22 protein-coding genes are annotated in these 22,473 nt (G+C 64.7%); 9 read left to right on the forward strand and 13 right to left on the reverse strand.

From position 1 onward, the window contains the following. Window positions 1-11: 11 nt before the first annotated feature. From ACV959_RS10130 to ACV959_RS10160, 7 genes are all read left to right on the forward strand, one after another. Window positions 12-746: a GNAT family N-acetyltransferase gene (locus ACV959_RS10130; RefSeq protein ID WP_475736486.1), complete on the forward strand. Its 735-nt coding sequence runs from the start codon at window positions 12-14 to the stop codon at window positions 744-746. A 70-nt stretch (window positions 747-816) separates the two neighbouring features. Next, window positions 817-1,659, forward strand: coding sequence for a YihY/virulence factor BrkB family protein (locus ACV959_RS10135; protein ID WP_475736487.1), 843 nt, complete (start codon window positions 817-819; stop codon window positions 1,657-1,659). Between the two features lie 82 nt (window positions 1,660-1,741). Beyond that, window positions 1,742-4,276, forward strand: coding sequence for an FtsK/SpoIIIE family DNA translocase (locus tag ACV959_RS10140; protein ID WP_475736488.1), 2,535 nt, complete (start codon window positions 1,742-1,744; stop codon window positions 4,274-4,276). Between the two features lie 36 nt (window positions 4,277-4,312). Then, window positions 4,313-5,242, forward strand: coding sequence for a sodium:calcium antiporter (locus ACV959_RS10145; RefSeq protein ID WP_475736489.1), 930 nt, complete (start codon window positions 4,313-4,315; stop codon window positions 5,240-5,242). Window positions 5,243-5,324: 82 nt separating this feature from the next. After that, on the forward strand, window positions 5,325-6,089 hold the full coding sequence (locus ACV959_RS10150) for an outer-membrane lipoprotein carrier protein LolA (RefSeq protein WP_475739639.1): 765 nt from the start codon (window positions 5,325-5,327) through the stop codon (window positions 6,087-6,089). Window positions 6,090-6,091: 2 nt separating this feature from the next. Then, window positions 6,092-7,753, forward strand: coding sequence for a SulP family inorganic anion transporter (locus ACV959_RS10155; protein ID WP_475736490.1), 1,662 nt, complete (start codon window positions 6,092-6,094; stop codon window positions 7,751-7,753). 55 nt (window positions 7,754-7,808) lie between these two features. Continuing rightward, a complete protein-coding gene (locus tag ACV959_RS10160; RefSeq protein ID WP_475736491.1) occupies window positions 7,809-8,183 on the forward strand; it encodes a hypothetical protein in 375 nt (124 codons plus the stop codon). A gap of 77 nt (window positions 8,184-8,260) precedes the next feature. On the opposite strand, the gene ACV959_RS10165 is transcribed toward ACV959_RS10160, so the two are convergent. The 9 genes from ACV959_RS10165 to ACV959_RS10205 all read right to left on the reverse strand — a co-directional run bounded on the left by ACV959_RS10165 (window position 8,261) and on the right by ACV959_RS10205 (window position 15,967). Then, window positions 8,261-9,295 (reverse strand): aspartate-semialdehyde dehydrogenase, encoded by a 1,035-nt coding sequence (locus ACV959_RS10165; protein ID WP_475736492.1) that lies wholly within the window; start codon window positions 9,293-9,295, stop codon window positions 8,261-8,263. A gap of 30 nt (window positions 9,296-9,325) precedes the next feature. After that, the gene (locus tag ACV959_RS10170) at window positions 9,326-9,709 is read right to left on the reverse strand and encodes a hypothetical protein (RefSeq protein WP_475736493.1); all 384 of its coding nucleotides are present in this window, start codon (window positions 9,707-9,709) and stop codon (window positions 9,326-9,328) included. A 70-nt stretch (window positions 9,710-9,779) separates the two neighbouring features. Then, window positions 9,780-10,559: a succinate dehydrogenase iron-sulfur subunit gene (locus ACV959_RS10175; protein WP_475736494.1), complete on the reverse strand. Its 780-nt coding sequence runs from the start codon at window positions 10,557-10,559 to the stop codon at window positions 9,780-9,782. Between the two features lie 4 nt (window positions 10,560-10,563). Beyond that, complete coding sequence (locus ACV959_RS10180) at window positions 10,564-10,908, reverse strand: virulence factor (RefSeq protein ID WP_475736495.1); 345 nt, start codon at window positions 10,906-10,908, stop codon at window positions 10,564-10,566. A gap of 48 nt (window positions 10,909-10,956) precedes the next feature. Beyond that, window positions 10,957-12,789, reverse strand: a complete 1,833-nt coding sequence (sdhA, locus tag ACV959_RS10185) for a succinate dehydrogenase flavoprotein subunit (RefSeq protein WP_475736496.1) — start codon at window positions 12,787-12,789, stop codon at window positions 10,957-10,959. A 45-nt stretch (window positions 12,790-12,834) separates the two neighbouring features. Then, complete coding sequence (gene sdhD, locus ACV959_RS10190) at window positions 12,835-13,230, reverse strand: succinate dehydrogenase, hydrophobic membrane anchor protein (protein WP_475736497.1); 396 nt, start codon at window positions 13,228-13,230, stop codon at window positions 12,835-12,837. Between the two features lie 16 nt (window positions 13,231-13,246). After that, window positions 13,247-13,654, reverse strand: coding sequence for a succinate dehydrogenase, cytochrome b556 subunit (gene sdhC / locus ACV959_RS10195; RefSeq protein ID WP_475736498.1), 408 nt, complete (start codon window positions 13,652-13,654; stop codon window positions 13,247-13,249). A 192-nt stretch (window positions 13,655-13,846) separates the two neighbouring features. Further along, window positions 13,847-14,590 carry an outer membrane protein gene (locus ACV959_RS10200; RefSeq protein WP_475736499.1) on the reverse strand — a complete coding sequence of 248 codons (744 nt, stop codon included), beginning with the start codon at window positions 14,588-14,590 and terminating at the stop codon, window positions 13,847-13,849. Between the two features lie 165 nt (window positions 14,591-14,755). Beyond that, window positions 14,756-15,967: an MFS transporter gene (locus ACV959_RS10205; protein ID WP_475736500.1), complete on the reverse strand. Its 1,212-nt coding sequence runs from the start codon at window positions 15,965-15,967 to the stop codon at window positions 14,756-14,758. Between the two features lie 231 nt (window positions 15,968-16,198). Between ACV959_RS10205 and ACV959_RS10210 the strand changes: the two genes are divergently transcribed. After that, complete coding sequence (locus ACV959_RS10210; RefSeq protein ID WP_475736501.1) at window positions 16,199-17,815, forward strand: PhoX family protein; 1,617 nt, start codon at window positions 16,199-16,201, stop codon at window positions 17,813-17,815. Between the two features lie 89 nt (window positions 17,816-17,904). On the opposite strand, the gene ACV959_RS10215 is transcribed toward ACV959_RS10210, so the two are convergent. After that, window positions 17,905-18,639, reverse strand: coding sequence for a trypsin-like peptidase domain-containing protein (locus ACV959_RS10215; protein WP_475736502.1), 735 nt, complete (start codon window positions 18,637-18,639; stop codon window positions 17,905-17,907). A 137-nt stretch (window positions 18,640-18,776) separates the two neighbouring features. Here ACV959_RS10215 and alr point away from each other — a divergent pair, with 137 nt between their 5' ends. After that, on the forward strand, window positions 18,777-19,925 hold the full coding sequence (gene alr, locus ACV959_RS10220; protein WP_475736503.1) for an alanine racemase: 1,149 nt from the start codon (window positions 18,777-18,779) through the stop codon (window positions 19,923-19,925). Window positions 19,926-19,928: 3 nt separating this feature from the next. On the opposite strand, the gene ACV959_RS10225 is transcribed toward alr, so the two are convergent. The 3 genes from ACV959_RS10225 to ACV959_RS10235 all read right to left on the reverse strand — a co-directional run bounded on the left by ACV959_RS10225 (window position 19,929) and on the right by ACV959_RS10235 (window position 22,284). After that, window positions 19,929-20,567 carry a Maf-like protein gene (locus ACV959_RS10225; RefSeq protein WP_475736504.1) on the reverse strand — a complete coding sequence of 213 codons (639 nt, stop codon included), beginning with the start codon at window positions 20,565-20,567 and terminating at the stop codon, window positions 19,929-19,931. 24 nt (window positions 20,568-20,591) lie between these two features. Continuing rightward, complete coding sequence (infA, locus tag ACV959_RS10230; protein WP_016920926.1) at window positions 20,592-20,810, reverse strand: translation initiation factor IF-1; 219 nt, start codon at window positions 20,808-20,810, stop codon at window positions 20,592-20,594. Between the two features lie 208 nt (window positions 20,811-21,018). Further along, entirely contained in the window at window positions 21,019-22,284 is a 1,266-nt protein-coding gene (locus ACV959_RS10235; protein ID WP_475736505.1) for a choice-of-anchor tandem repeat GloVer-containing protein, read from the reverse strand. Window positions 22,285-22,473 lie beyond the last annotated feature (189 nt).

Below are 22,473 nucleotides of genomic sequence, written 5' to 3' on the forward strand. Positions count from 1 at the left end.
CGGAACAGACAATGCCCGGAAGGGGCGAAGCTTTGGCCGGTCCGAGGGCGCCGCCGGAAAATATCGTGTGGGAGTCGCTCACGACAATTCACGCCCCTCTCGCCGTCGGCGACGAGCGGGCGAAACGCTATCCGCGCGGGTTTCCGCCGATCTTCGCCTTCCCGGATCCGAAGGCCCCGGATTTCACAGCCCTGAAGGATCTTTGCGACGTCGGCGAGACGTTGATGGGCCCGGCCTGGGCGGACTCGAACTGCGCGGAGATGCAAATCGTCGAGGATACGTTCGCCGACGTCATGCTCTTCGCGAAGGATCGCCTCGACGAGACCGCGGCTCGCGACTTTTCCGGCGACGACGCCCTGTGCTGCGAGAGACTTACGCCCGATGACGCAGCCAGCGTCGAAAGCCTCGTCACCCGGACGAACCCCGGCCCCTTTTCGCCGAGGGCCATCGAACTCGGCGTCTTCTACGGCGTGAAGGCCGAAGGCCGGATCGTCGCCGTCGCGGGCACGCGTTTCGAGACCGCGCATGTCGAGGAGATCGCGACGGTCTGCAGCGACCCCGCCCATGAAGGCAGGGGACACGCGCGCCGGCTCGTCGGTCTGCTGGTCAAGGAGATTCTCGGTAAAAGAAAAACGCCCTTCCTGCATGTGCTCGACCGGCACGACCGCGCGGCGCGTCTTTACGAGAAAATGGGCTTCGTTACGATCCGACGCGCGCCGGTGAAGGCCTTCAGAAGAATCGCCTGACAGGCGGCAAGACGCGCCGATGCGTCATCCGGGTCTAGCCCCGGCTGCGCGCGCCCGTTACGCTCCCGCCATGGCCCTGCTTCGCATATTATACGCCGCCTATCTGAAATTCGACCGTGACGACGGCTGGGCCATCGCGAGCCACGTTGCGCTGTCCATCCTCACCTCGCTGTTTCCCTTTCTCATCTTCCTCACCGCGCTTGCCGGTTTCTTTGGCTGGCGTCAGGAGGCGGACGCGGCGACGAAGCTCTTGTTCGAGACATGGCCGCCCAGCGTCGCCAGGCCCATCGCGGCGGAAATTCGAAATGTGCTCACCCAGCAACGCGGCGGATTGCTGACAGCCAGCGCAGCGCTCGCCATTTATTTTTCATCGAACGGCGTCGAGGCGCTCCGCGTTGCGCTCAACCGCGCCTACGGCGAGCGGGACCGCCGTCCCTGGTGGCTTCTGCGGCTGGAATCCATTCTATACGTCTTTCTCGGCGCGGCTGCGCTGCTCGCCATCGCCTTCCTGATGGTTCTGGCGCCCCTCGCCCGCGCGCTGGCCGAAAGATACGCGCCCAACGTGATGTGGGAGCTCGAATCGCTCTATGAGCCGATCCGCTATGGCGTGACGTCGTCCGTCGTGGGCTTTGCGGTGCTCGCGGCCCATCTGCTTCTGCCGGCCGGGCGGCGCGGCCTGCTCACCGTCGCGCCCGGATTTCTGCTCACCCTCGGCGCCTCGCTCGGCTTCGGCGCGCTATTCGGCGCCTATCTCGCAAAATACGCCGCCAACTATGTCTCGACCTATGCCGGCCTCGCCTCCATCATGATCGCGCTGGTCTTCCTTCAAACTCTGGCGGTGATCTTCATCTACGGGGCGGCGCTCAACCAGACGATCGCGACACGCGGCGAGCCCCCGCCGCCGAAGGTTTAAGCGCCCCTTAACCGAGCTTTTTTACCCTCCCGCAATCGGCGCGCCCCATCGGCGGCGCCTCGCCACGCGGGCTTTTTCTCTCATGCGCAGCCAAAGCTTTGGTCATTATTCCGAACAGGTCCGCGAGTTTACGGCGCGACGGACGGCTGAAGCGGTCGGCGCGGCCATGGTGGCGAGCGCCGCCGCGATGACGCTGGCGCTCGTGAGCTGGTCTGCGCGCGACCCCTCGCTCAACAACGCCACCGGCGGCCATGTGCGCAATCTGCTCGGGCAGCCCGGCGCCATTGTCGCCGATCTTCTGATGCAACTCGTCGGCTTCGGCGCCATTGCGGCGATTCTCCCGCTCGCGACGCAGGGCCTGCGCGTGATCCGGCGCCGCCGGATCGAACGCGCCGCGCTGCGGCTCGGCCTGTGGGTCGCCGGCATTTTCGCCACCGCCGCCACGGCCTCGCTGCTGCCGCCGACTGACCGCTGGCCGCTGCCCACGGGACTCGGCGGCGTCGCGGGCGACGCGATTCTCGCGGTGCCGCGCACGATCTTCGCGGGTTCGGGCGTCGTCATGGCGATCTTCGGCCTCGCGGCGGCTTTCGTCGCAATTCTCTCCGTCAGCGGCGCCGCCGGACTCGGCTTCGAATCGGCGAACGACATTCGGGAAGAAGCGCTCGAAAACGACGACGAGCCAGAACATTACGGCGACGACGAGGACGACCGCGCGGGCGAGCCCGGTTTCGCGCTCATTTCGCTCGGCGCGCTCATTCATTTCGGCCTCGCGCTCAAGGCCTGGGGCGCGCGGCTGTTCGAGCGCCTGCGCAAGCGGGCCGTCACGCCCGCGCCAGAAACGGCGGCGCCGGTCCACGCGCGCGTGGAGCCGACATTCGAGGATATGGACGACTTCCAGATCTACGCGCCGCGCCGCGCGCGCAATCTGGACGAGTCCTTCGAGGACCGCCGCCCGGCCGCCCCGGCCCCCGTGTCGGGTTCAGCGGGTCCGGCCGCCGCGAGCGTCCCCCCGCCCGCGCGCCGCGTCGTGACGCGACAGCCCGGCCGCGCGCCTGCGCGCCATGCGCCCGAGATATACGAATATCCCGATCTGGCGCTCCTCGCGGAGCCGAAGAAGCCCGCCCGCGGCGTGGAGATTTCCGAGGACATTCTCGAATCGAACGCCCGCGTTCTGGAAGGCGTCCTGGAAGATTTCTCCGTGCGCGGCGAGATCATCAACGTCCGCCCCGGCCCGGTCGTCACGCTTTACGAACTGGAGCCCGCCCCTGGCATCAAGTCGTCGCGCGTCATCGGCCTCGCGGACGACATCGCCCGCTCCATGTCGGCCGTTTCGGCCCGCGTCGCCGTTGTGCCGGGCCGCAACGCCATCGGCATCGAACTCCCCAACCAGCGCCGCGAGACGGTCTTCCTGCGCGAACTGCTCGCCAGCGAGGATTTCATCCACTCAAATCACAAGCTCGCCATTGCGCTCGGCAAGACGATTGGCGGCGAGCCGGTGATCGTCGACCTTGCCCGCATGCCCCATCTGCTCGTCGCGGGCACGACCGGCTCGGGCAAGTCGGTCGCCATCAACACCATGATTCTGTCGCTGCTCTATCGGCTGAGGCCCGAAGAGTGCCGCCTCATCATGGTCGACCCCAAGATGCTGGAGCTGTCGGTCTACGACAACATTCCCCACCTCCTCACGCCCGTCGTCACCGACCCCAAGAAGGCTGTCGTCGCGCTCAAATGGGCCGTGCGCGAGATGGAGGACCGCTACAAGAAAATGTCGAAGGTCGGCGTCCGCAACATCGACGGCTACAACGCCCGCGTCGCCGAGGCGCAGGCCAAGGGCGAGACGATCACCCGCACCGTGCAGACCGGCTTCGACCGCGAGACGGGGGAAGCGATCTTCGAGCATGAGGAGATGGATCTCTCCGCCCTCCCCTATATCGTCGTCATCGTCGATGAGATGGCGGACCTCATGCTCGTCGCCGGCAAGGACATCGAAGGCGCCATCCAGCGCCTTGCGCAGATGGCGCGCGCGGCGGGCATCCACCTCATCATGGCGACGCAGCGCCCCTCGGTCGACGTCATCACAGGCACGATCAAGGCGAATTTCCCGACGCGCATCTCCTTCCAGGTGACGTCGAAGATCGACAGCCGCACCATTCTGGGCGAGATGGGCGCCGAGCAGCTCCTCGGCCAGGGCGACATGCTCTACATGGCGGGCGGCGGCCGCATCTCACGCGTACACGGCCCCTTCGTGTCGGACGCCGAAGTCGAGCATGTCGTCGCGCATCTGAAGGCCCAAGGCGCGCCGCAATATCTCGACAGCATCACGTCGGAAGACGACGAGCTTGGCGACGAGGGCGACGCCCCCGCGCCGGGCTCGATGGACGCGGAGGAAGGCGGCGACCTCTACGACCGCGCCGTGGCCATCGTGCTGCGCGACAAGAAATGCTCGACGAGCTACATCCAGCGCCGCCTGTCGGTCGGCTATAACAAGGCCGCCTCGCTCGTGGAGCGTATGGAGAAGGAAGGCGTGGTCAGCGCCCCGAACCATGCGGGCAAGCGCGAGATTTTGGCGGGCGGCGGCATTGATCGCGGGGCCTTCGATATCGAGGCGGCGGAATAGCGCCTGCGCGAGCTTGACTTACGCCATAATGGCTCGATGTTACGCCTCATGCTTGCAGAGCTTCACCTTCTCGCGCTCGCGCTGGGCGTCGCATGCGCCTTCTTTGGCGGCGATCTCTTCCTGCGCGGGACGCTCGGGCTCGCACGCTCATGGGGCATGGCATCGCGAACGGTGGCCGGCGCCATTGCGGGCCTCGCGACATCGAGTCCGGAAATGTCCGTCGCATTCACGGCGGCCGCCGCTGGAGAGCCGGAGATCGCGCTCGGCAACAATCTCGGCGGCAATATCGTCAACCTCGCGCTCGTTCTTGGACTCGTCCTGTCTTTCTCGCCTGTCGCGGTCAATCCGCAGTCGCTGAAGACGAGCTACGTCTTCGTCCTTGTTCAGCCGCTGATGTTGGCGGCGATGCTCGCCGACGGAACGCTTTCGCGGCTGGATGCGGGACTGCTCGCGTCAATGTTTGCCGCTTGGCTATATTTCTCGATGCGCGGCGCCTTCGAGGAGCCCGAGGAAAAAGCGCTGACGCGCCGGATGGCTTTCCTCGACGCGGGTGGAGGACTCGCCATGCTCGTGGCCGCCGGTCAACTGATCGTTTATGGCGCGTCGCATCTCGCGCGAGACTTCGGTTTCAGCGATTTCGTCGTGGGCGCGACGATCGTGGCGCTCGGCACGGCGACGCCGGAACTCGCGACATTTATTGTTTCGCGTCTGCGTCGTCACGATCAGGTCGGCGTCGGCATGATTCTCGGCAGCACGATTGTTAGCGGCTATCTTGTCATCGGGATCGCTGGCGCGATTTCGCCGATCCGCGTCACCCTTGGCGAAGCCGCTCCCGCCCTCGCGGCGGCCGTTGTGGCGAGCCTTTTTGTCTCGCCGCCGGCCAATGGCGTCATTCCGCGCTGGCGCGGTTTCGTTCTGCTCGCCACATATGGCGCTTATGTCGGAGGTCTCGCGACGGCGGGATAGGGTCTGTCCCGCCCCCAAAATCGCCGCCATATGCTACGAAGACTGCGTCGCCACCCGGAAATGGATTCGCGCCGTGAAGCACATGTCCCTCGCCGCCCTCGTCCTCGCCCTCCCGCTCGCCGCGCCCGCCGTCGCGGAGGACGCCGCGAAGACGCCGGCGCCGGCAGCCGAAGCCAAACCTGCGGAAACCAAGCCCTCCGACGCGAAGCCCGCGGAAGCCAAGCCCGCCAAGGGCAAGAAGGGCGCGAAAACGGCTCCCGCCGCCAAGAACGGGGAGCCCGTGCAGCTCACGAATCCCGCTGCGCCCGCCGAGCCGGCGAAACCCCTCAACCGCGAGGAAGCGATTAAACGCGCCAACGCCTTTTTCAACGCCTCGCCGGTGATGACCGCCGACTTCGTCCAGATCGGCGCCGACGGCAAGCGCTCCGAGGGCAAGCTGCATGTCCAGCGCGCGGGGCGCGTGCGCTTCGAATATGCGCAACCGGCGACCATGGAAGTCGTCGCCGACGGCGCGCAGGTCGCGGTGCGCGACCGCAAGCTCGGGACGCAGGATCTCTATTTCATCAACCAGACGCCACTGAAATTCCTGATGAAGGACAAGATCGACCTCGAGAAGGACGTCACTGTCCACGACGTCGAAATCAACGACTCCGGCGTGACGATCTTCATCGAGGACAAGGCGACCTTCGGCGGCACCTCGCATCTGCGGCTCATCTTCGATCCCAAGACCTTCAAGCTGAAGCAGTGGGAGGTGAAGGATCCGCAGGGCTACGAGACGCTCATCACGCTTTTCAACATCGATCAGACGAAGACTCCCGACCCCGCGCTGTTCAAGATCAGCAAATAGCGGTGAAAGCTTTCCGGCTTTTCTCAGGATTACGCGGAGCGAATCTTCGCACGGATTTGTTCGCGGGCCTGACGTTAGCGGCCATCTCCATTCCGGAGCAAATGGCGACCGCGCGGCTTGCGGGTTTCGAGCCTCACTTCGGCTTTGTCGCCTTCATCGCCGGCACACTCGCTTTCGCCGTCGCGGGCGCGAGCCGCGTCGTTTCTATCGGGGCCGATTCCACGATCGCGCCCATCTTCGCTGCCGGCCTCGCCAGCCTCACGGCGACGACCGGGTCTCATTACGCCGCGCTTGCCAGCCTCCTTGCAATCCTCGTCGGCGCGACGCTGATTCTGGCGGGGCTCCTGCGGGCCGGGTGGATCGCCGATTTGATGTCTATACCCGTATTGACAGGCTTCCTCGCCGGCGTCTCGATACATATCGCGCTTTCGCAGGCCCCCGCCTTTCTCGGGCTGCCGGCGGAGCATGGCGACCCGCAAAGCCGTATCGAAGCGCTTTTCAGCCACTTCGGGGCCGCCAACGGCCCGACTGTCGCGGTCGGCGCGCTTTGCCTCGCCGTCATCGTTGTCGCGGAGGCGCTCAGCCCGCGCATTCCAGGCGCGCTCATTGCGCTGGCGGGCGCGACCTGGGGCGCGATCCATTTCCATCTGGCCGAAAAGGGCGTGGTTCAACTCGGCCACATCGCGCATGGCGCGCCGCATCTGTCGTTTCCTGCGGTCCGGCTCTCGGACTTGCGCGAGGTTTTCGGTCTCGCCATCGTCGTCGCGCTGGTCGTTATGGTGCAAACTTCGGCGACGTCCCGCGCTTTCCCCTCGCATGGGGAGCAGAATATAGACAGGGATTTCCTCGGGGTCGGCGCGGGCGGCGTCCTTTCGGGCCTGCTGGGCTCCTTCGCCGTCAACGCCAGCCCGCCGCGCACCGCGATTATCGTCGAGAGCGGCGGCGCCAGCCAGCTTTCGGGCCTCGTGGCCGCGGTGATCGTCACGGGGGTGCTGCTTTTCGGCGGGGGAATGCTGGCGCAGGCGCCAACGGCGGCGCTCGCCGCAGTGCTGATGTTCGTCGCCTATCGCATCTTCCGCTGGCGCGACATGGTTGCGATCTGGCGGGCCACACGCACAGAGTTTCTGTTCATTCCCGTCACAATGCTCGCGGTTGTGCTGCTTCCGATCCAGCAGGGCGTTGCGCTCGCGATCATTCTTTCGCTGCTGCACGGCGTCTGGACAACGACGCGCACGCGCCTGATTGAATTCGACCGCATTCCCGGCACGACTGTCTGGTGGCCGACGCCGCAGCTCCAACGGGGCGAGCGCCTGCCGGGCGTGCGCGTCGTCGCTTTCCAAGCGCCCCTCTCCTTCCTCAACGCGGATTTGTTCCGGCGCGACATCGTTGCGGCGACCGAGCGGGCGGACGGCCCGCTGCGTCTCCTGGTGCTGGAGGCGAGCAGCATCGTCGAGATCGATTATTCCGCCGCCGTAGCGATGCGCGAGGCGATTGCGTCCTGTCGGGCGAAAGGAATCGACGTGGCGATTGCGCGCCTCGAATCCATCCGCGCACAGAATGGTTTCGTGCAGTTCGGCGTCATGGACGCACTTGGTCCGGGACGGGTGTTCCATAGCGTGGATGAGGCGACGAGAAGGCTGGCTCCCGTCGGGCCAGATTCTTGACGGCCAACCTGCCGCTTACCTTCCTCTCCAACAGCCACGATCCTGAGTTCGACGCATGAAGCGATTCGCCTTTGGCGTCGCCCAGGCAGCTTCGGTAAATGTCGCGACCCGAGAGATCCAAACGGGCCGCGAAGCCGCCTACCTGATCTTCAACTACAGCGAGACGGGGGCGCACTGGATCGAGGAGCAGGCCAATAACGGCTATCCTGAGGGCAACTGGACAGCGTTACCCAAATGCCCGTTTGAAAAGCTGCGTTTCGATCCGGCTAGCCGTCAGATTTCTTTTGGCCGCACGATCTGCGCCAAGGACGTGATGATGGCTGTGGGCGAAAGCGCCGTCAATACGGAACCCTGCCGGCTGCACAACGTCATCCGCGACATGGGGGGCGGCGCCCCAAGATTCGAAACAATCTTGATGATCGTTCGGTGACGCGCTCCCCGTCGTGTTTTGATCGGCTCATGGGAGCGCCCCAAGCGCAGGATTTGTTTGGTTCCAGTCGGCGACGGCTAGGCCGCCGCCTTTTTGGGCGTCAGCAGTTTGCGGTTCATCAGCGTTTCCGCAATCTGGATCGCGTTCAGCGCGGCGCCCTTGCGGAGGTTGTCGCTGACGCACCAGAGCGCCAGCCCGTTGTCGACGGTCGGATCTTCGCGGATGCGCGAGACATAGGTCGCGTCCTCGCCGGCCGCCTCGTGCGGCGTGATGTAGCCGCCAGGCTCACGCTTGTCGATCACGAGAACGCCCGGCGCCTCGCGCAGGATGTCGCGCGCCTCGTCGGCGGTGATCGGGTTCTCGAACTCGATATTCACCGCCTCGGAATGCGAGATGAAGACCGGGACGCGCACGCAGGTCGCGACCAGCTTGATCTTTGGATCGAGGATCTTCTTCGTCTCCGCGACCATCTTCCACTCTTCCTTGGTGAAGCCATCCTCCATGAAGACGTCGATCTGCGGAATGAGATTGAAGGCGATGCGCTTTGGAAATTTCTTCGATTCGACGGGATCTGAGACGAAAACGGAACGCGTCTGGGCGAAAAGCTCGTCCATCGCCTCCTTGCCGGCGCCGGAGACGGATTGATAGGTCGCGACCACGACGCGCTTGATGGTGGCGGCGTCGTGCAGCGGCTTCAGCGCCACGACGAGCTGCGCAGTCGAGCAATTCGGGTTCGCGATGATGTTCTTTCTAGTGAAACCCGCCGCCGCGTCGGCGTTCACCTCCGGCACGATGAGGGGCACGTCCGGGTCCATGCGCCAGGCGGACGAATTGTCGATGACGACGCAGCCCTGCGCGCCGATCTTCTGCGACCATTCTTTCGAGACCGTCCCCCCCGCCGACATCAGACAAATGTCCGTGTCAGAGAAATCATAGGTATCGAGATGACGGCATTTCAGCGTCTTGTCGCCGAAAGAAACCTCGACGCCGATCGAGCGCGACGACGCGAGCGGAACCACCTCCGACACCGGGAAGCGGCGCTCCGCCAAAATATCCAGCATTTCGCGGCCCACATTGCCTGTGGCGCCGACGACGGCGACCTTGTACGCCATTTCGAAACTCCGTCCGGCCGCTCGACCGGGTTAGAAAGGAAGTCCGACGGACATGTTGCCCGACGGCGACATCCCGACCGGCACCGACGAGTTCTTGCCCTGCTCCTGCGGCTCGGGGTCGTATTTGTCCTTAGGCTTCGGCGGCGCCTTGCCCGGCGACCAGCCCTCGAGCTCGCCAAACTGGCGGTTCGGGCCGTTGGCGGAAGCCGCCGGCTTGCCCGACGCCGGCTGCGCGGCGGCGTCTGGAGCCCTCTTCCCTTTACGCTTTGTGGAGACCGACGACGCGGCCCCAGACGTATCGAGCGACTTGGGATCGAGCTGCAATTCCTGGGCGACGGCGGCCTCGGCTCCGAGACCGATCACGAAGGCGGCGACAAACAGGGACCCGCGAAAACGACGCGCGCAAAGACGCATGGCTTCAGCCTCCAACGATAGTGGAGCCGTCCTAAACCGGTCCGGCGGCGGGATCAAGGCGGCGCGCCCGTCACGCCTCCTGCCGGGCGATCGCCATGTTCTTGAGCTCCGCGATCGCCTTGGCGGGCGAGAGGCCCTTGGGGCAGACCTTGGTGCAGTTCATGATCGTATGGCAGCGGTAGAGACGGAAAACATCGTCGACATAGCCGAGCCGCTCGTCCGTGGCCTCGTCGCGCGAATCCATGACCCAGCGATGCGCCTGAAGGAGCGCCGCCGGGCCGAGGAAACGGTCCGAGTTCCACCAATAGCTCGGGCAGGCCGTCGAGCAGCAGGCGCAGAGAATGCACTCGTAGAGCCCATCGAGCTTCGCGCGCTCTTCCGGCGACTGGAACCGCTCCTTCTCGGGATCCGCGCCGGCGTGAAGCCAGGGCTCGATGGCCGCATGCTGCTCGTAGAAAATGGTCAGGTCCGGCACGAGATCCTTGACCACCCCCATGTGCGGCAGCGGGTAGAGCTTGATCGGCCCCTCGATCTCGTCCATGCCCTTGGTGCAGGCGAGCGTGTTCACGCCGTCGATATTCATCGAGCACGAGCCGCAAATGCCCTCGCGGCAGGAGCGGCGGAAGGTGAGCGTCGGATCGACCTTGTTCTTGATCCAGATGATGCCGTCGAGCACCATGGGCCCGCAATCGTCCGTATCGACGAAGAAGGTGTCGATGCGCGGATTGGCGTCGCTGTCGGGATCGTAGCGATAGATGCGATATTCGCGCAGATTGCTCGCGCCTTCCGGCTTCGGCCAGACCTTGCCTTCGCCGATGACGGAGTTCTTGGGAAGGGTGAATTCGACCATTGCCCTAATCCTCGCCGTCTTCCAACGCGATCGTCAGATCGTTGTTTTCCTCGATGCGAAGCATTCTGATGTCTCTAACCGAGGGCTTGAACCAAGAATAGCGACGAGACAGCCTTTGAATTACGGTGACACAGCGGACGGCGTCAATCGTTTGATCGCCGAAGTATGTGCTTCCCTGCTTCCACTCGAAACCGCGCGAAGTCAGATAGTTTCTGACGTCGCTGTAGGCATTATTCCACGATGCATTGGGATAGGTCTGCCTAAGCATTTCAGTATCGAAATCGAAGACAATCGCATACATGCTGCGCCCTCGCGCCACGTTATGACCAATTCCAGGATTCGGACGCATGGCTCGACTCCTCACGAAGTTCGGTAGCTCACCTCGGTCTGCGCACCTTCAATACACCCGCGCCTTCGGCTCGATATAGGCGACTTCGTCGGTCATCGTGTAGCTGTGCACCGGGCGGTAATCGATCGACACCGTCTTCTTGTCGCGGTCGATCGAGGCCAGCGTATGCTTCATCCAGTTCTTGTCGTCGCGGTCGGGGAAATCCTCGCGCGCATGGGCGCCGCGCGATTCCTTGCGGTTGGCGGCGGATTCGATCGTCACCGCCGCCTGTACGATGAGATTGTCGAATTCGAGCGTCTCGACGAGGTCTGAGTTCCAGATCAGCGAGCGGTCGGAAACCTTCACCTCCGCCGCCTCCCGCCAGACCTCATGCACGCCCGCGACGCCCTCCGCGAGCACCTCGCCGGTGCGATAGACCGCGCAATGCGACTGCATCGTGCGCTGCATCTTGTCGCGCAGCGTCGCGGTCGACATCGAGCCATTGGCGTTGCGGAAGAAGTCGAGACGCGAGAGCGGCAGTTCGGCCGAATCAGCGGGCAGCTCCGGCTGCGACTGGCCGGGCTTCACCAGCTCGGCGGCCCGCAGGCCGGCGGCGCGGCCGAAGACGACGAGGTCGATGAGCGAATTGGAGCCCAGACGGTTCGCGCCATGCACGGAGACGCAGGCCGCTTCGCCAATCGCCATCAGACCCGGCACGACCGCATCGGGGTTCCCGTCCACCTTGCGCAGCACTTCGCCGTGATAATTCGTCGGGATGCCGCCCATATTGTAATGCACGGTCGGCAGGATCGGGATCGGCTGGCGCGTGACGTCGACGCCCGCGAAAATCTTGGCGCTCTCGGAAATGCCCGGCAGCCGCTCATGCAGGATCGCCGGGTCGAGATGCTCGAGATGCAGATAGGCGTGATCCTTGCGCTTGCCGACGCCCCTGCCCTCCCTGATCTCGACAGTGATGGCGCGCGAGACCATGTCGCGCGGCGCGAGATCCTTCACGGACGGCGCATAGCGCTCCATGAAGCGCTCGCCCTCGCTGTTGGTCAGGTAGCCGCCCTCGCCGCGCGCGCCCTCGGTGATGAGGCAGCCCGCGCCGTAAATGCCGGTCGGATGAAATTGCACGAATTCCATATCCTGCAACGGCAATCCCGCGCGCAAAACCATGCCGCCGCCGTCGCCCGTGCAGGTATGCGCCGAGGTCGCGGAGAGATAGGCGCGGCCATAGCCGCCGGTGGCGAGAACGGTGAGCGCCGCGCGGAAGCGGTGGATCGTGCCGTCGTCGAGCTTCAGCGCCACGACGCCGCGGCAGGCGCCTTCGCTGTCCATGATGAGGTCGATCGCGAAATACTCGACGAAGAATTTCGTCTCGTGCTTCAGCGCCTGACCATACATGGTGTGCAGCATGGCGTGGCCGGTGCGGTCGGCGGCGGCGCAGGTGCGTTGCGCGGGCGGGCCCTTGCCGAAGTCCGTGGTCATGCCGCCGAACGGGCGCTGATAGATCTTGCCTTCGTTCGTGCGCGAGAAAGGAACGCCCCAGTGCTCCAGCTCGTAAACGGCCTGCGGGGCGTTGCGGCAGAGATATTCGATCGCGTCCTGGTCTCCGAGCCAGTCGGAGCCCTTGACGGTGTCGTACATGTGCCATTTCCAGTCGTCCGGCCCCATATTTCCGAGCGCGGCGGCGACGCCGCCCTGCGCCGCGACCGTGTGCGAACGGGTCGGGAAAACCTTGGTGACGCAGGCGACGTTCAACCCCGCCTTGGCGCAGCCGACGACCGCGCGCAGGCCCGCGCCGCCCGCGCCGACGACCACCACGTCGAAAGTGTGGTCGGTGATGGGATAGGCCCGTCCGCCGATCGACACGGATGAAGCAGCGCCATTCGCAACCATAATCGAAGCCTTTGTTGTCGTCGTTCTTTCGCGGCTTTTTTCGCGCTACTTCGGCGCGGCGATTATCATGATCGCCAGCGTCCAGACCCCGGCGATCGCGATCGACGCGAGTCTGTTCCAGTAGAGCGCCTTTTCCTTCAGCGCGGCGTCGTGGACGTAATCCTCGATGATCTCGTTCATGCCCTGCCGGGCGTGGATCATGCCGACGACCGCAAAGGCGATGAGGACGATGGCCGGAAAAGGCCGGCCGATCTCGGCGCGCACGCCGTCAAGATTCTTGCCGACCAGGCCCGCGAGCCACCACGCCGACAGCACCCCGAGCGGCGCCAGCGCATAGGACGAAAGCCGCATGAAGCGCGCATGCGCGGAGCCTTCATGGTCCGAAACGTACGCGGCGCCCTGGCCGCTGCGCCCGCTCTTGAAGTGAGTCGGAACAGACATTCGACGCGTCTCCGTTTCAGCCCGCGATCGTCTTGAGAACCCACAACAGGACGGTGAGCCCGATCCCGCCGTAAAGCGACGCCTGGGCGAGAAGCTCCCGGCCTTCCTTGTCCATATAAAGACCGCGGTCCCACAGGGCGTGGCGAATTCCGCCAAGAAGGTGGTGGAAAATCGCCCAGGTGGCCAGAAAGACCAGCAACCCGCCGACGAACCCCGAGGCGAGCCAGCCCGTGAGCGCGTGAAGCCAGCCGCCGAACGCGGCGCCCAGCAGGAAAAGCCCCAGAAGGGCCATGCAGATGTAAAGGCCGGCGCCGGTAATGCGGTGCGCCATGGACATGGCCATGGTCAGCCAGGGTTTGAAGATCGTCAGATGCGGCGATAGCGGGCGCTTCGCGGCCCGGGCGTCGGTTTCGGCGTTCGCCATGTCCGTCCCTCTCGCGCGCTCTTCGGAAAGGATCCGAAAAGGCTTCCTGAAGAGTGGATAATTCAAATGTTGCGGCGCCGCAACTACGCCACTCGACCTGCGCGCGACGACGACGGGCCCGGCGCGGCTCCATTCGCACAAAAGCCCCGCTTTGCGGGGCTTTTGGCGTTCGTCGACTATTCTTGTCGCGTATTAGTATTTGGCGACGACCGGCGCGAGAGCGCCCCAGTTGAAGCGGTAGTTCACGCCCGCGCGCACTGTGTGGAAGTTGACATGGTGCTCGGCGCGATTCACGCCGCCCCACGCGTCGTTGCCAAGGTTCGTGTAGAGATACTCTGCCTTGACCGACCAATTCGGCAAAACCGCATATTCCGCGCCGCCGCCGGCCGACCAGCCGATCGCCGAGCCGTGCAGATTGCCCAGCCAGCCATGGTTCAGACGAACGTCGCCATAGGCGAAGCCGCCCGTGCCGTAAACGAGAAGCTGCGACCAACCCGGCAGAGTCACGCCGACGCGAGCGCGAACGGTGCCGAAGTCGTCAACGACGCGCCGCACAGGATTCACCAGACCGCCGCCGGCGCCGCTGCTGATGCTCGTGCCCTGGAAGTCGGTCTCGAGACCGATAACGAACATGGGCGTCAGCTGGAAGTTGTAACCGACCTGGCCGCCGCCAACGACGCCGCCGCCTGAGCTGCCATTTGCGATCACATATCCCGGAACCCAGACATTGCCGAGCCACAGAGTGCCGTTGCCAGTGCGGTTCCAGTTTTCCATCCAGCCGCCGCCGATGTTGACGCCCGCATAAAAGCCGGTCCAACTGAAAACGGGCGGCGGCGGAACGTAAACCGGCGCTTCCTTGCGCGAAGGAAGATCAGCAGCAAGCGCCGAGACGGAGGACAGGGCGGCAGCGGCGACCGCCAAAGACAGCTTCTTCATATTCGTGCCTCTTTCTTGAGCGCCATGCGCGTAAACTCAACCTTATGGCGATTATTTATAGCGACGATTCTCCTCGATAAATTGATGTATATCAATTAATGTGAGATCAAGGGCGCATAATGCCTGATCGTTGCACAAGCGCAACACTCCAAGAAAGCTCATCTTTTAGCGTTCCGGGGCCGGAATCCCTCTTAAAAACAGAAGTCCGACGAGCGCAATAGCGGCGAAGCCTCCGCCTGCGGCAAAAGCGGCCCAGGGGGCGAGAAAATCCCACAATTTCCCAGCTGTCAGGCTCGCCGCCAGCAAGGCCAGCCCGCTCGTGAGGTTGAAAACGCCGAAAGCCGTGCCCCTTGCGTGCGCGGGCGCGGTGTCGGCGACGAACGCGGCAAAGAGCCCCTGGGTCAGCCCCATGTGGAGGCCCCACAGGGCTACGCCGAGCCAAACGAGCGGCATCGCCTGCGCGAAGGCGAGCGCCGCATCCGCCAGAATGAGCGCGAGCAAGCCGGCGGCGAGCGCGGCTATGCGCCCGCCACGGTCGGAAAAGGCGCCCGCCGGATAGGAAACGGCGGCGTAAATGACGTTCATCGCCACGAGCACGAGCGGGGCAAGAGCGTCCGGCAATCCGGCGGACCGCGCCTGCAGTATCAGAAAGGCCTCCGAAAAGCGCGCGAGGCTGAACGCGGTCGAGACGCCAACGACGCGCCAAAAGTCTCCGCCCAGCCCTCGCAACTCCTCGACATGCAAAGGAAAGCGCGCCGGTTTCGCCGGCAGACTCGCCTCCGGCTCGCGCACGCCGAACATCAGCGTCGCCACCGCGAGAAACGCCGGCGCTGCGGCGACCCAGAAGACCGCGCGAAAGTCATCGAGCGACGCCCACATCACAGCGGCGGCGACCGCCGGACCGAGGAAGGCGCCAACTGTGTCGAGCGACTGCCGGAGGCCGAAGGCGGCGCCGCGCAAGGCCGGCGGCGTGACGTCGGCGACGAGCGCGTCCCGCGGCGCGCCGCGTATTCCCTTCCCGACCCTGTCGATGAAGCGCGCGGCGGTCACCCAGGCCACATCGGGCGCGAGCGGAAACATGGGCTTGGTGAGCGCCGCGAGTCCGTAACCGACGACGGCGAGAAGCTTTCGATTCCCGACCCAGTCGGAGATCGCGCCCGAGAAAATTTTGACGATCGACGTCGTCGCCTCCGCCACGCCCTCGATGGCGCCGACCTGCGTCATGGTGGCCCCCATGGCCCCCACGAGATAGACGGGCAGCAGCGCGTGGATCATCTCCGAGGAAAAATCCATGAACAGCGAGACCAGGCCGAGGGCCCAGACGCTTTCGGGGATTTGGCGAAGCCGCGCGAAGCTGAAAGTCTTGCCGTCGGTCATTGAGCCCTCGTCCTATGCTTGGCGAGGGTATTAGCACAGGCGCTCGCGGAACGAAGCTCGCAAGAGGGCGTCAGCGGACCAACACGCTCCGACCGCAACGCGAGGCAATTCGCTTCGCCATTGCTGACACGAAACCGCAGCAAAGTCGTAGCGCGCCTGTTACGCAGGTTTGCGATCCCCCTCTCGGCGCCGTCACGGCGCGCCAGAAACCCGTTTTGCAGGGGGCTTGCCATGGATTTCAGACACTCGCTGACGGCCGGGGTCCTTCTCGCCGCAGCGATCCCTAACCTCTCTGTCGCCCAGAACGTCGGTCCGAGCACGACGACCGAACCCTATGTTCTTCCGACTGCGCCGGGCGTCGTCACCACGTCGATCCTGACCGTGGGCGACGGGGTCGGCGGCTATCGCATGGTGGGCCTTCCGGACGGCATTGGCGTTCCATCCGAGGCGCCGGGCACACTCTATCCCCAGACCTTCGATCTCGTTCTGAACCATGAAATTTCGAAGAACCTCGGCGTCACGCGCGCGCATGGCTCGAACGGCGCCTTCGTATCCCGCTGGAGCTTCGACCGCAGCCTGAAAGTTCTGTCGGGCCGAGACCATTTGACCAATCCAAACAATGTCTTTGCCTGGAGAGGCTCGGGCTGGGCTCCTGGAACGATCGCCTTCGATCGTCTCTGCTCGGCCGACCTCCCGGCCAAGAGCGCCTTTTATTTTGACAACGCGATCGGAACGCAAAGTCGCATGTTTCTAAGCGGTGAGGAAACCACGCCGCCGTTCTCCGCCGACCATGGCCGGGTCTTCGCCCATGTCGTCAGCGGACCCGACATGAACAAAACCTACGAACTGCCCCGACTGGGCAAGATGGCTTTCGAGAACGCGCTTGCGAGCCCCTTCAGGCAGAACAAGACCGTCGTCATGCTGAGCGACGACGCGAACCGCGATACGGACGTCACCCTCGGCAATGTGTGCCGGACGCAGGGCCAGACCGGCTGCAAGGAGCCGCCGAGCGAGCTTTTCATGTATGTCGGCGTCAAGCAGGGCGGCGGCTCGGACGTGCAGCGCGCCGGCCTCGCCAATGGACGCTTCTTCGGTCTGCGCGTCCGGGTCAATGGGGTCGCGGTCGCGGGCGAAAACAAGGACTTCGTTTTCAGCGGATCCGCGCCAGCGATTACCTCCGCCCGCTTCGAGGCCGTCAATTTCGGCGACGTTTCCAATAGGACCGGGGTCCAGATTCAGGATCGCGCGCTGGCGTCGAGCGTCACGCAGTTCATGCGCATCGAGGACGGGGCATGGGATCCGCGCCCAGGCAAGGAGCGGGATTATTACTTCGTGACGACGGGCCGCCTCCACGCCAACGCCGACTCCTGGCGTCCGTCGCGGCTGTGGCGCCTTCGCTTTGACGACATTCGCCGGCCCGAGCTCGGCGGCGAGATCACGATGCTCCTGACCAACCAGTTCTATCCGGGCGCCGACTCTACGCCGGACAGCGACCCGGCCTATCAGATGTTCGACAATATGACGATCGACCATCTGGGACGCATCGTTCTTCAGGAGGACACCGGCCGCAACGATCGCCGCGGCCGCATCTATGTCTATGGAATTGACAGCGGAAAGCTCGTGCAGGTCGCCGTCCACAATCCGAAATTCTTCGGCGGCGACGCGTCGAGCAACCCGAACTTCCTCACCAACGACGAAGAGAGCTCCGGCGTGATCGACGCCTCGCAGTTCCTGGGCGACGGCTGGTTCCTTCTCGCCAGCCAGTCCCACAAGGGCTCGGCCGATCCCGAACTCGTGGAAGGCGGCCAACTGCTGGCGCTTTACATTCCGATCGGGATCGCGCGTTAACCGGCGGCTTCCGCCATAGCCGGAAGTCGAAAGGAAAAGGAGAGCCGGCCAGCCGATCGCTGGCCGGCTTTCGACCTGTTTCGAGCCCGTCATGCCTCCGTCAACGTCAGCAGAACGTCGGCGTACCACGCGCAATTCAGCCCCAGCGCCTCATCCTGAACGATATCGCGCGTTCCGACGTCGAGGCGCGACGAATGCACGCCGAGCAGGCGCCAGGGGAGATCGTCCGGCGTCGGCGCGTCGTCGGTCGCGCGGATCACCACCGGCGCGCCGCTCACGCCTCGATGAGTGCGGGCGTCGGTGAGGAAATAGCCCTGCCCCTGAAAGCGCAGGCCAAAGGAAGAGGCGACGATCGCCTGCCGGACGACGGGCATATGATGCAGCGTGTCGTGAAAGCCGAGCGGAAAGCCGATGATGAGCACCGAGGCGCCGATTTCCACATTCGCTCCCGGATCGACCAGATGAGCCGAGGTGAAGGCGCGGTAGACGGTAGGCTGCGGCAGCGCCGCGCGTTCGATTTCGATCACCGCCACGTCGATCGAACCTGCATCGTCCCGCCCCTGCCGCCACATAGCGACGCCGTCACGATAAAGCGGCATGGAGAAGCCGGTCGATTTCGCCAGGTTTTCCGGATCGACATGCAATTCGATCTCGATGCGGTCCGGGCGGTGATTGCTCGCCTCGTCGAACATGACATGCCGGCTCGTCACGACGAACAGGCGCCCGCTTCTCTCGAAGAAAAAGCTGCTGGCGTTGGTAAGCGGAACCTGCCCTACGAAAGTGCAAAGGCGCGCGGCGGCGAGCAGAAGCGAGTCGATCGGCATGTGCGGACCTCCAATTCGAGCGCCGGACGCGACAATGAGGTCGAATTCACGAATTTAGCGCGTCGGAGCGAAATTCGCGAATGCGCGTCGGCGGCCGCCATCTGAGCGCCTTCTTTTTGCAGGCAGGATGTCTCTCCATGGGAATCATTTCGCCCGCCGAGCGTCTCTTGCCGGCCGCCGATCCGTCGGAGCCGGTCGAGACTGGTTTTCTCTCCGTCGACCTCCCGGCGCTGGTCGCGAACTGGCGCAAGCTCGCCGCGCTCTCAGGGACCGCCGAATGCGGGGCGGTGGTCAAGGCCGACGGCTATGGCCTCGGCCAGGCCGCGACCATGCGCGCGCTCGCCGGCGCGGGCTGCAAGACCTTCTTCGTCGCCAATCTGCTGGAAGGCGAAACCGCCCGCGCGCTGGCGCCCGACGCCACGATCTACGTGCTCGACGGCGTCGTTCCCGGCTGCGCGTCCCGCCTCGCGGCGGCGCGGCTGCGCCCCTGCATCGGCTCCTTCGCGGAACTGGAGGAGTGGGCGGCGGCGGGCGTGACGTTCGGCCGCAAGCTCGAGGCGGCGATCCATTTCGACACTGGCATGAACCGGCTCGGCTTTGCGCCGAAGGACGCCGCCGAAGTCGCCGTCCGGGCGAAAGCGATCGGGCCGACGCTGGTGATGAGCCATTTCGTCAGTTCGCAACTTGCCGACGCGACGATCAACGGCCGCCAGATCGCGGACTTTCTTGCCCTGCGCGCCCATTTCCCCGGCGTCGCGGCGTCGCTGGCCAATTCCTCCGGCGTCTTCCTGCCGCAGCGGCCGCATTTCGATCTCGTGCGGCCGGGCTACGCCCTCTACGGCGGCAACCCCACGCCCGCCGCCGTCAATCCCATGCGGGCCGTGGCGCGCTTGTCTGCGCGGATCATCGCTCTGCGCGACCTCGCGACGGGCGAAACCGTCGGCTATGACGGAGTGTGGACGGCCCCCCGACCGTCGCGCGTCGCGACCATCGGCGTCGGTTACGCCGACGGCCTGCCTGTTTCCGCGACCGCCGCGCCAGGCAAGCCCGCGGGCGAAGCGCTGGTCGGCGGCGTGCTCTGCCCCTTCGTCGGCCGCGTGTCCATGGATTACATCGTGCTCGACGTGACCGATGCGCCCGCGCGCGCGGCCGGGCGCGGCCAGTGGGTCGAGCTGCTGGGAGAGACGATCGACGTCGAAGAACTGGCGGGCCGGGCGCGGACGATCGGCTACGAGGTGCTGACCCGCCTCGGGCGGCGGTATGCGCGGCGGTATCTCGGCCCCTGAGATTTACGCCTTGGCGAACCAGGGCTGGAGCACGGGATACCCCTCCCCCGCGAGCAGCGAAACCGTCTCATAGAGCGGCAGGCCGACGACCGCGGTGTAGGAGCCGACGAGCTTCACCACGAAAACGCCCGCAAGACCCTGAATCGCATAGCCGCCTGCCTTGCCGCGCCACTCGCCCGAGGCGAGATAGGCGTCGACCTCCATGGACGACAGGCGCTTGAAGCGCAGCCGCGCCTCCACCAGCCGCTTGCGCTCGAAGCCCAGCGGATTGACGAGGCTCACCGCCGTATAGACCCTGTGCTGGCGGCCGGAAAGAAGCTGAAGGCATTCGTCCGCCTCTTCCGCCGTCTCCGGTTTAGGCAGGATTCGGCGGCCGACCGCAACCACCGTGTCGGCGGCGATGAGGTAGGAATCCTTGAGATCAGGGTGGGCGGCCCGGGTTTTCGCAGCGGCGGCCGCCTTCTCGCTCGCCAGCCGGATCGCCAGCGCGCGCGGAGACTCGCCGCGTTGCGGGGTCTCGTCGATGTCGGCTGGCAAAAGCGCGTCGGCCTCGAGCCCAGCCTGTTGCAGGAGCGCGAGACGCCGCGGCGAGGCCGAGGCGAGGATGAGTTTCGAACGGGGCGCGGCGGGTTCGGCTGTCACGAAAGCGGCTCCGCCTGACGGAAATTACCGGAAACGATAGGTGATGCGGCCCTTGGTGAGGTCGTAGGGCGTCATCTCGACGAGCACCTTGTCGCCCTCCAGCACGCGGATGCGGTTCTTGCGCATCTTCCCGGCGGTGTGGGCGATGATTTCGTGATCGTTTTCGAGCTTCACCCGAAACATCGCGCTGGGCAGGAGTTCGGTGACGATTCCGGGAAATTCGAGCAGTTCTTCCTTGGCCATGTGGTTCCTTGTGTGGCGCATCCGGGCGGGAAGCGCGGCAAAGCAAAAAGCCGCAGCGTCCGGGCCGGACGGCGGATTGGCGCGGACCCTAATCGAGAACGAGGGATTTGTGAACCGGAGAGTTGGGCGCGGGCCATGTAACTCGGAAAAAGCCCGCGCCCATCCATGCGGGGAGCAAAAAACCAGCGCCCCGTCGGCATTCTCGGCATTAAGGAGTAGCGGCCCCGCTTATTTTGAACACGGTGCCCCAGCCAATGCTTCCGCCTTGCGACGTAACGCCGTACAGGTCGCCCCTGACCTTAACGAAGCCCATCGGAAATACCCCATCCACGCCACCGCGGAAATGGTGCAGAACCGTCTGGGTCCACCGCGTCGACGGCGCAACGGGCGGCGCAAGCTTGAAGGCGACGCCCATTCCAAAGAACCCGCCGCCAGTCCCCGTGCCGAACAAGGCGCCGGTCGAATCCATGACGAGCCGACCGTAGGGTGAATGCCCGCGAAGCGCGAAAGGATCCGTAGGGCGACGGGGGAACTCGTAAAGCGTCGTTTTCGTCCAGGCAGTCGACGGCGGAACTGGCGGCGTGATCCTGAAAATGGTCCCGAGGTTGCCCGAGCCGCCGTTTGCGGTCATGCCGAAGAGCGCGTTCCCGACCCGCAACAGGTCACCTTGCGGAACCGCGCCGTCGAACCCCTGAAAGCGGTAGATGACCGACTCCACCCACGCGGTCTGAGGCGGCACAGGCGGCTTCAGTCTGAAAACGACGCCACACCCGCTCCATTGGCCGGTTACTTTGCATCTTTCTTCTCCAGGACGCGCGCCGCCATAGGACGTCGTCCCGAACAACGAACCATCCGCGCCGATGGCCATGCCTCCGAAAGGGCTCGCGCCATCTTCGCCGCCCCTGAAGGAATACAGCGTCGTCTTGGTCCACTGAGTCGCGGGGGGAACTGGCGGCGTCAATTTGAAAACGGTTCCCTGATTTGTCGCGCCGCCTCGTTGCGTGACGCCATAGAGCGCACCCGTCGCCGGATCCCTCGTGAGAGGCCCTGGATAGACGCCGAGCGGGAAAGTCGCAATCACGCTGTGAGTCCATTGCGTCGAAGGCGGGACGGGAGGGGTCAGCTTGAATGCAGTGCCACAGCCCGGCGTAAACCCAATGGTTGTACCGTAAAGGGCTCCGGACGCATCTCTGACCAAAGCGCCCCCGCCCGGGAAAGCCCCATTGCAACCGCCCATGAATCTGTAAATCACGGTCTCGGTCCAATTGGTGGCGGGAGGGGTCGGCGGCGTCAGTTTGAAAACCGCGCCGCATCCGCTTCCGCCGCAGATGAATTCGTTGCCGCCCTGCTGTGTGACGCCGTACAGCACGCCGCCCGGCGCCGCCACCAGTCCGAGTCCATTCGGCACGCTTCCATCGCGAAACCCGCTCGCACCCCTGAATGAGTGCAAGGTCTGTTTCACGACGGCGTTCATAGAGAAATCGTCCCCCGCAACGACGGGATGGACGGAGAGGATCAAACACAGGGACGGGGCGAGTAACCGTAAGGAAGATTTCATCGTAAAGACCCTGATCAGAACGATTACAGCAATAGTTAAGTCGGCGTTAAAGAGCACGTCAAGCGCGAAACATCGACGAGCGGCCAAGTCCCGCCCTCTGCCATT

This window comes from Methylocystis sp. Se48 (assembly GCF_056269425.1).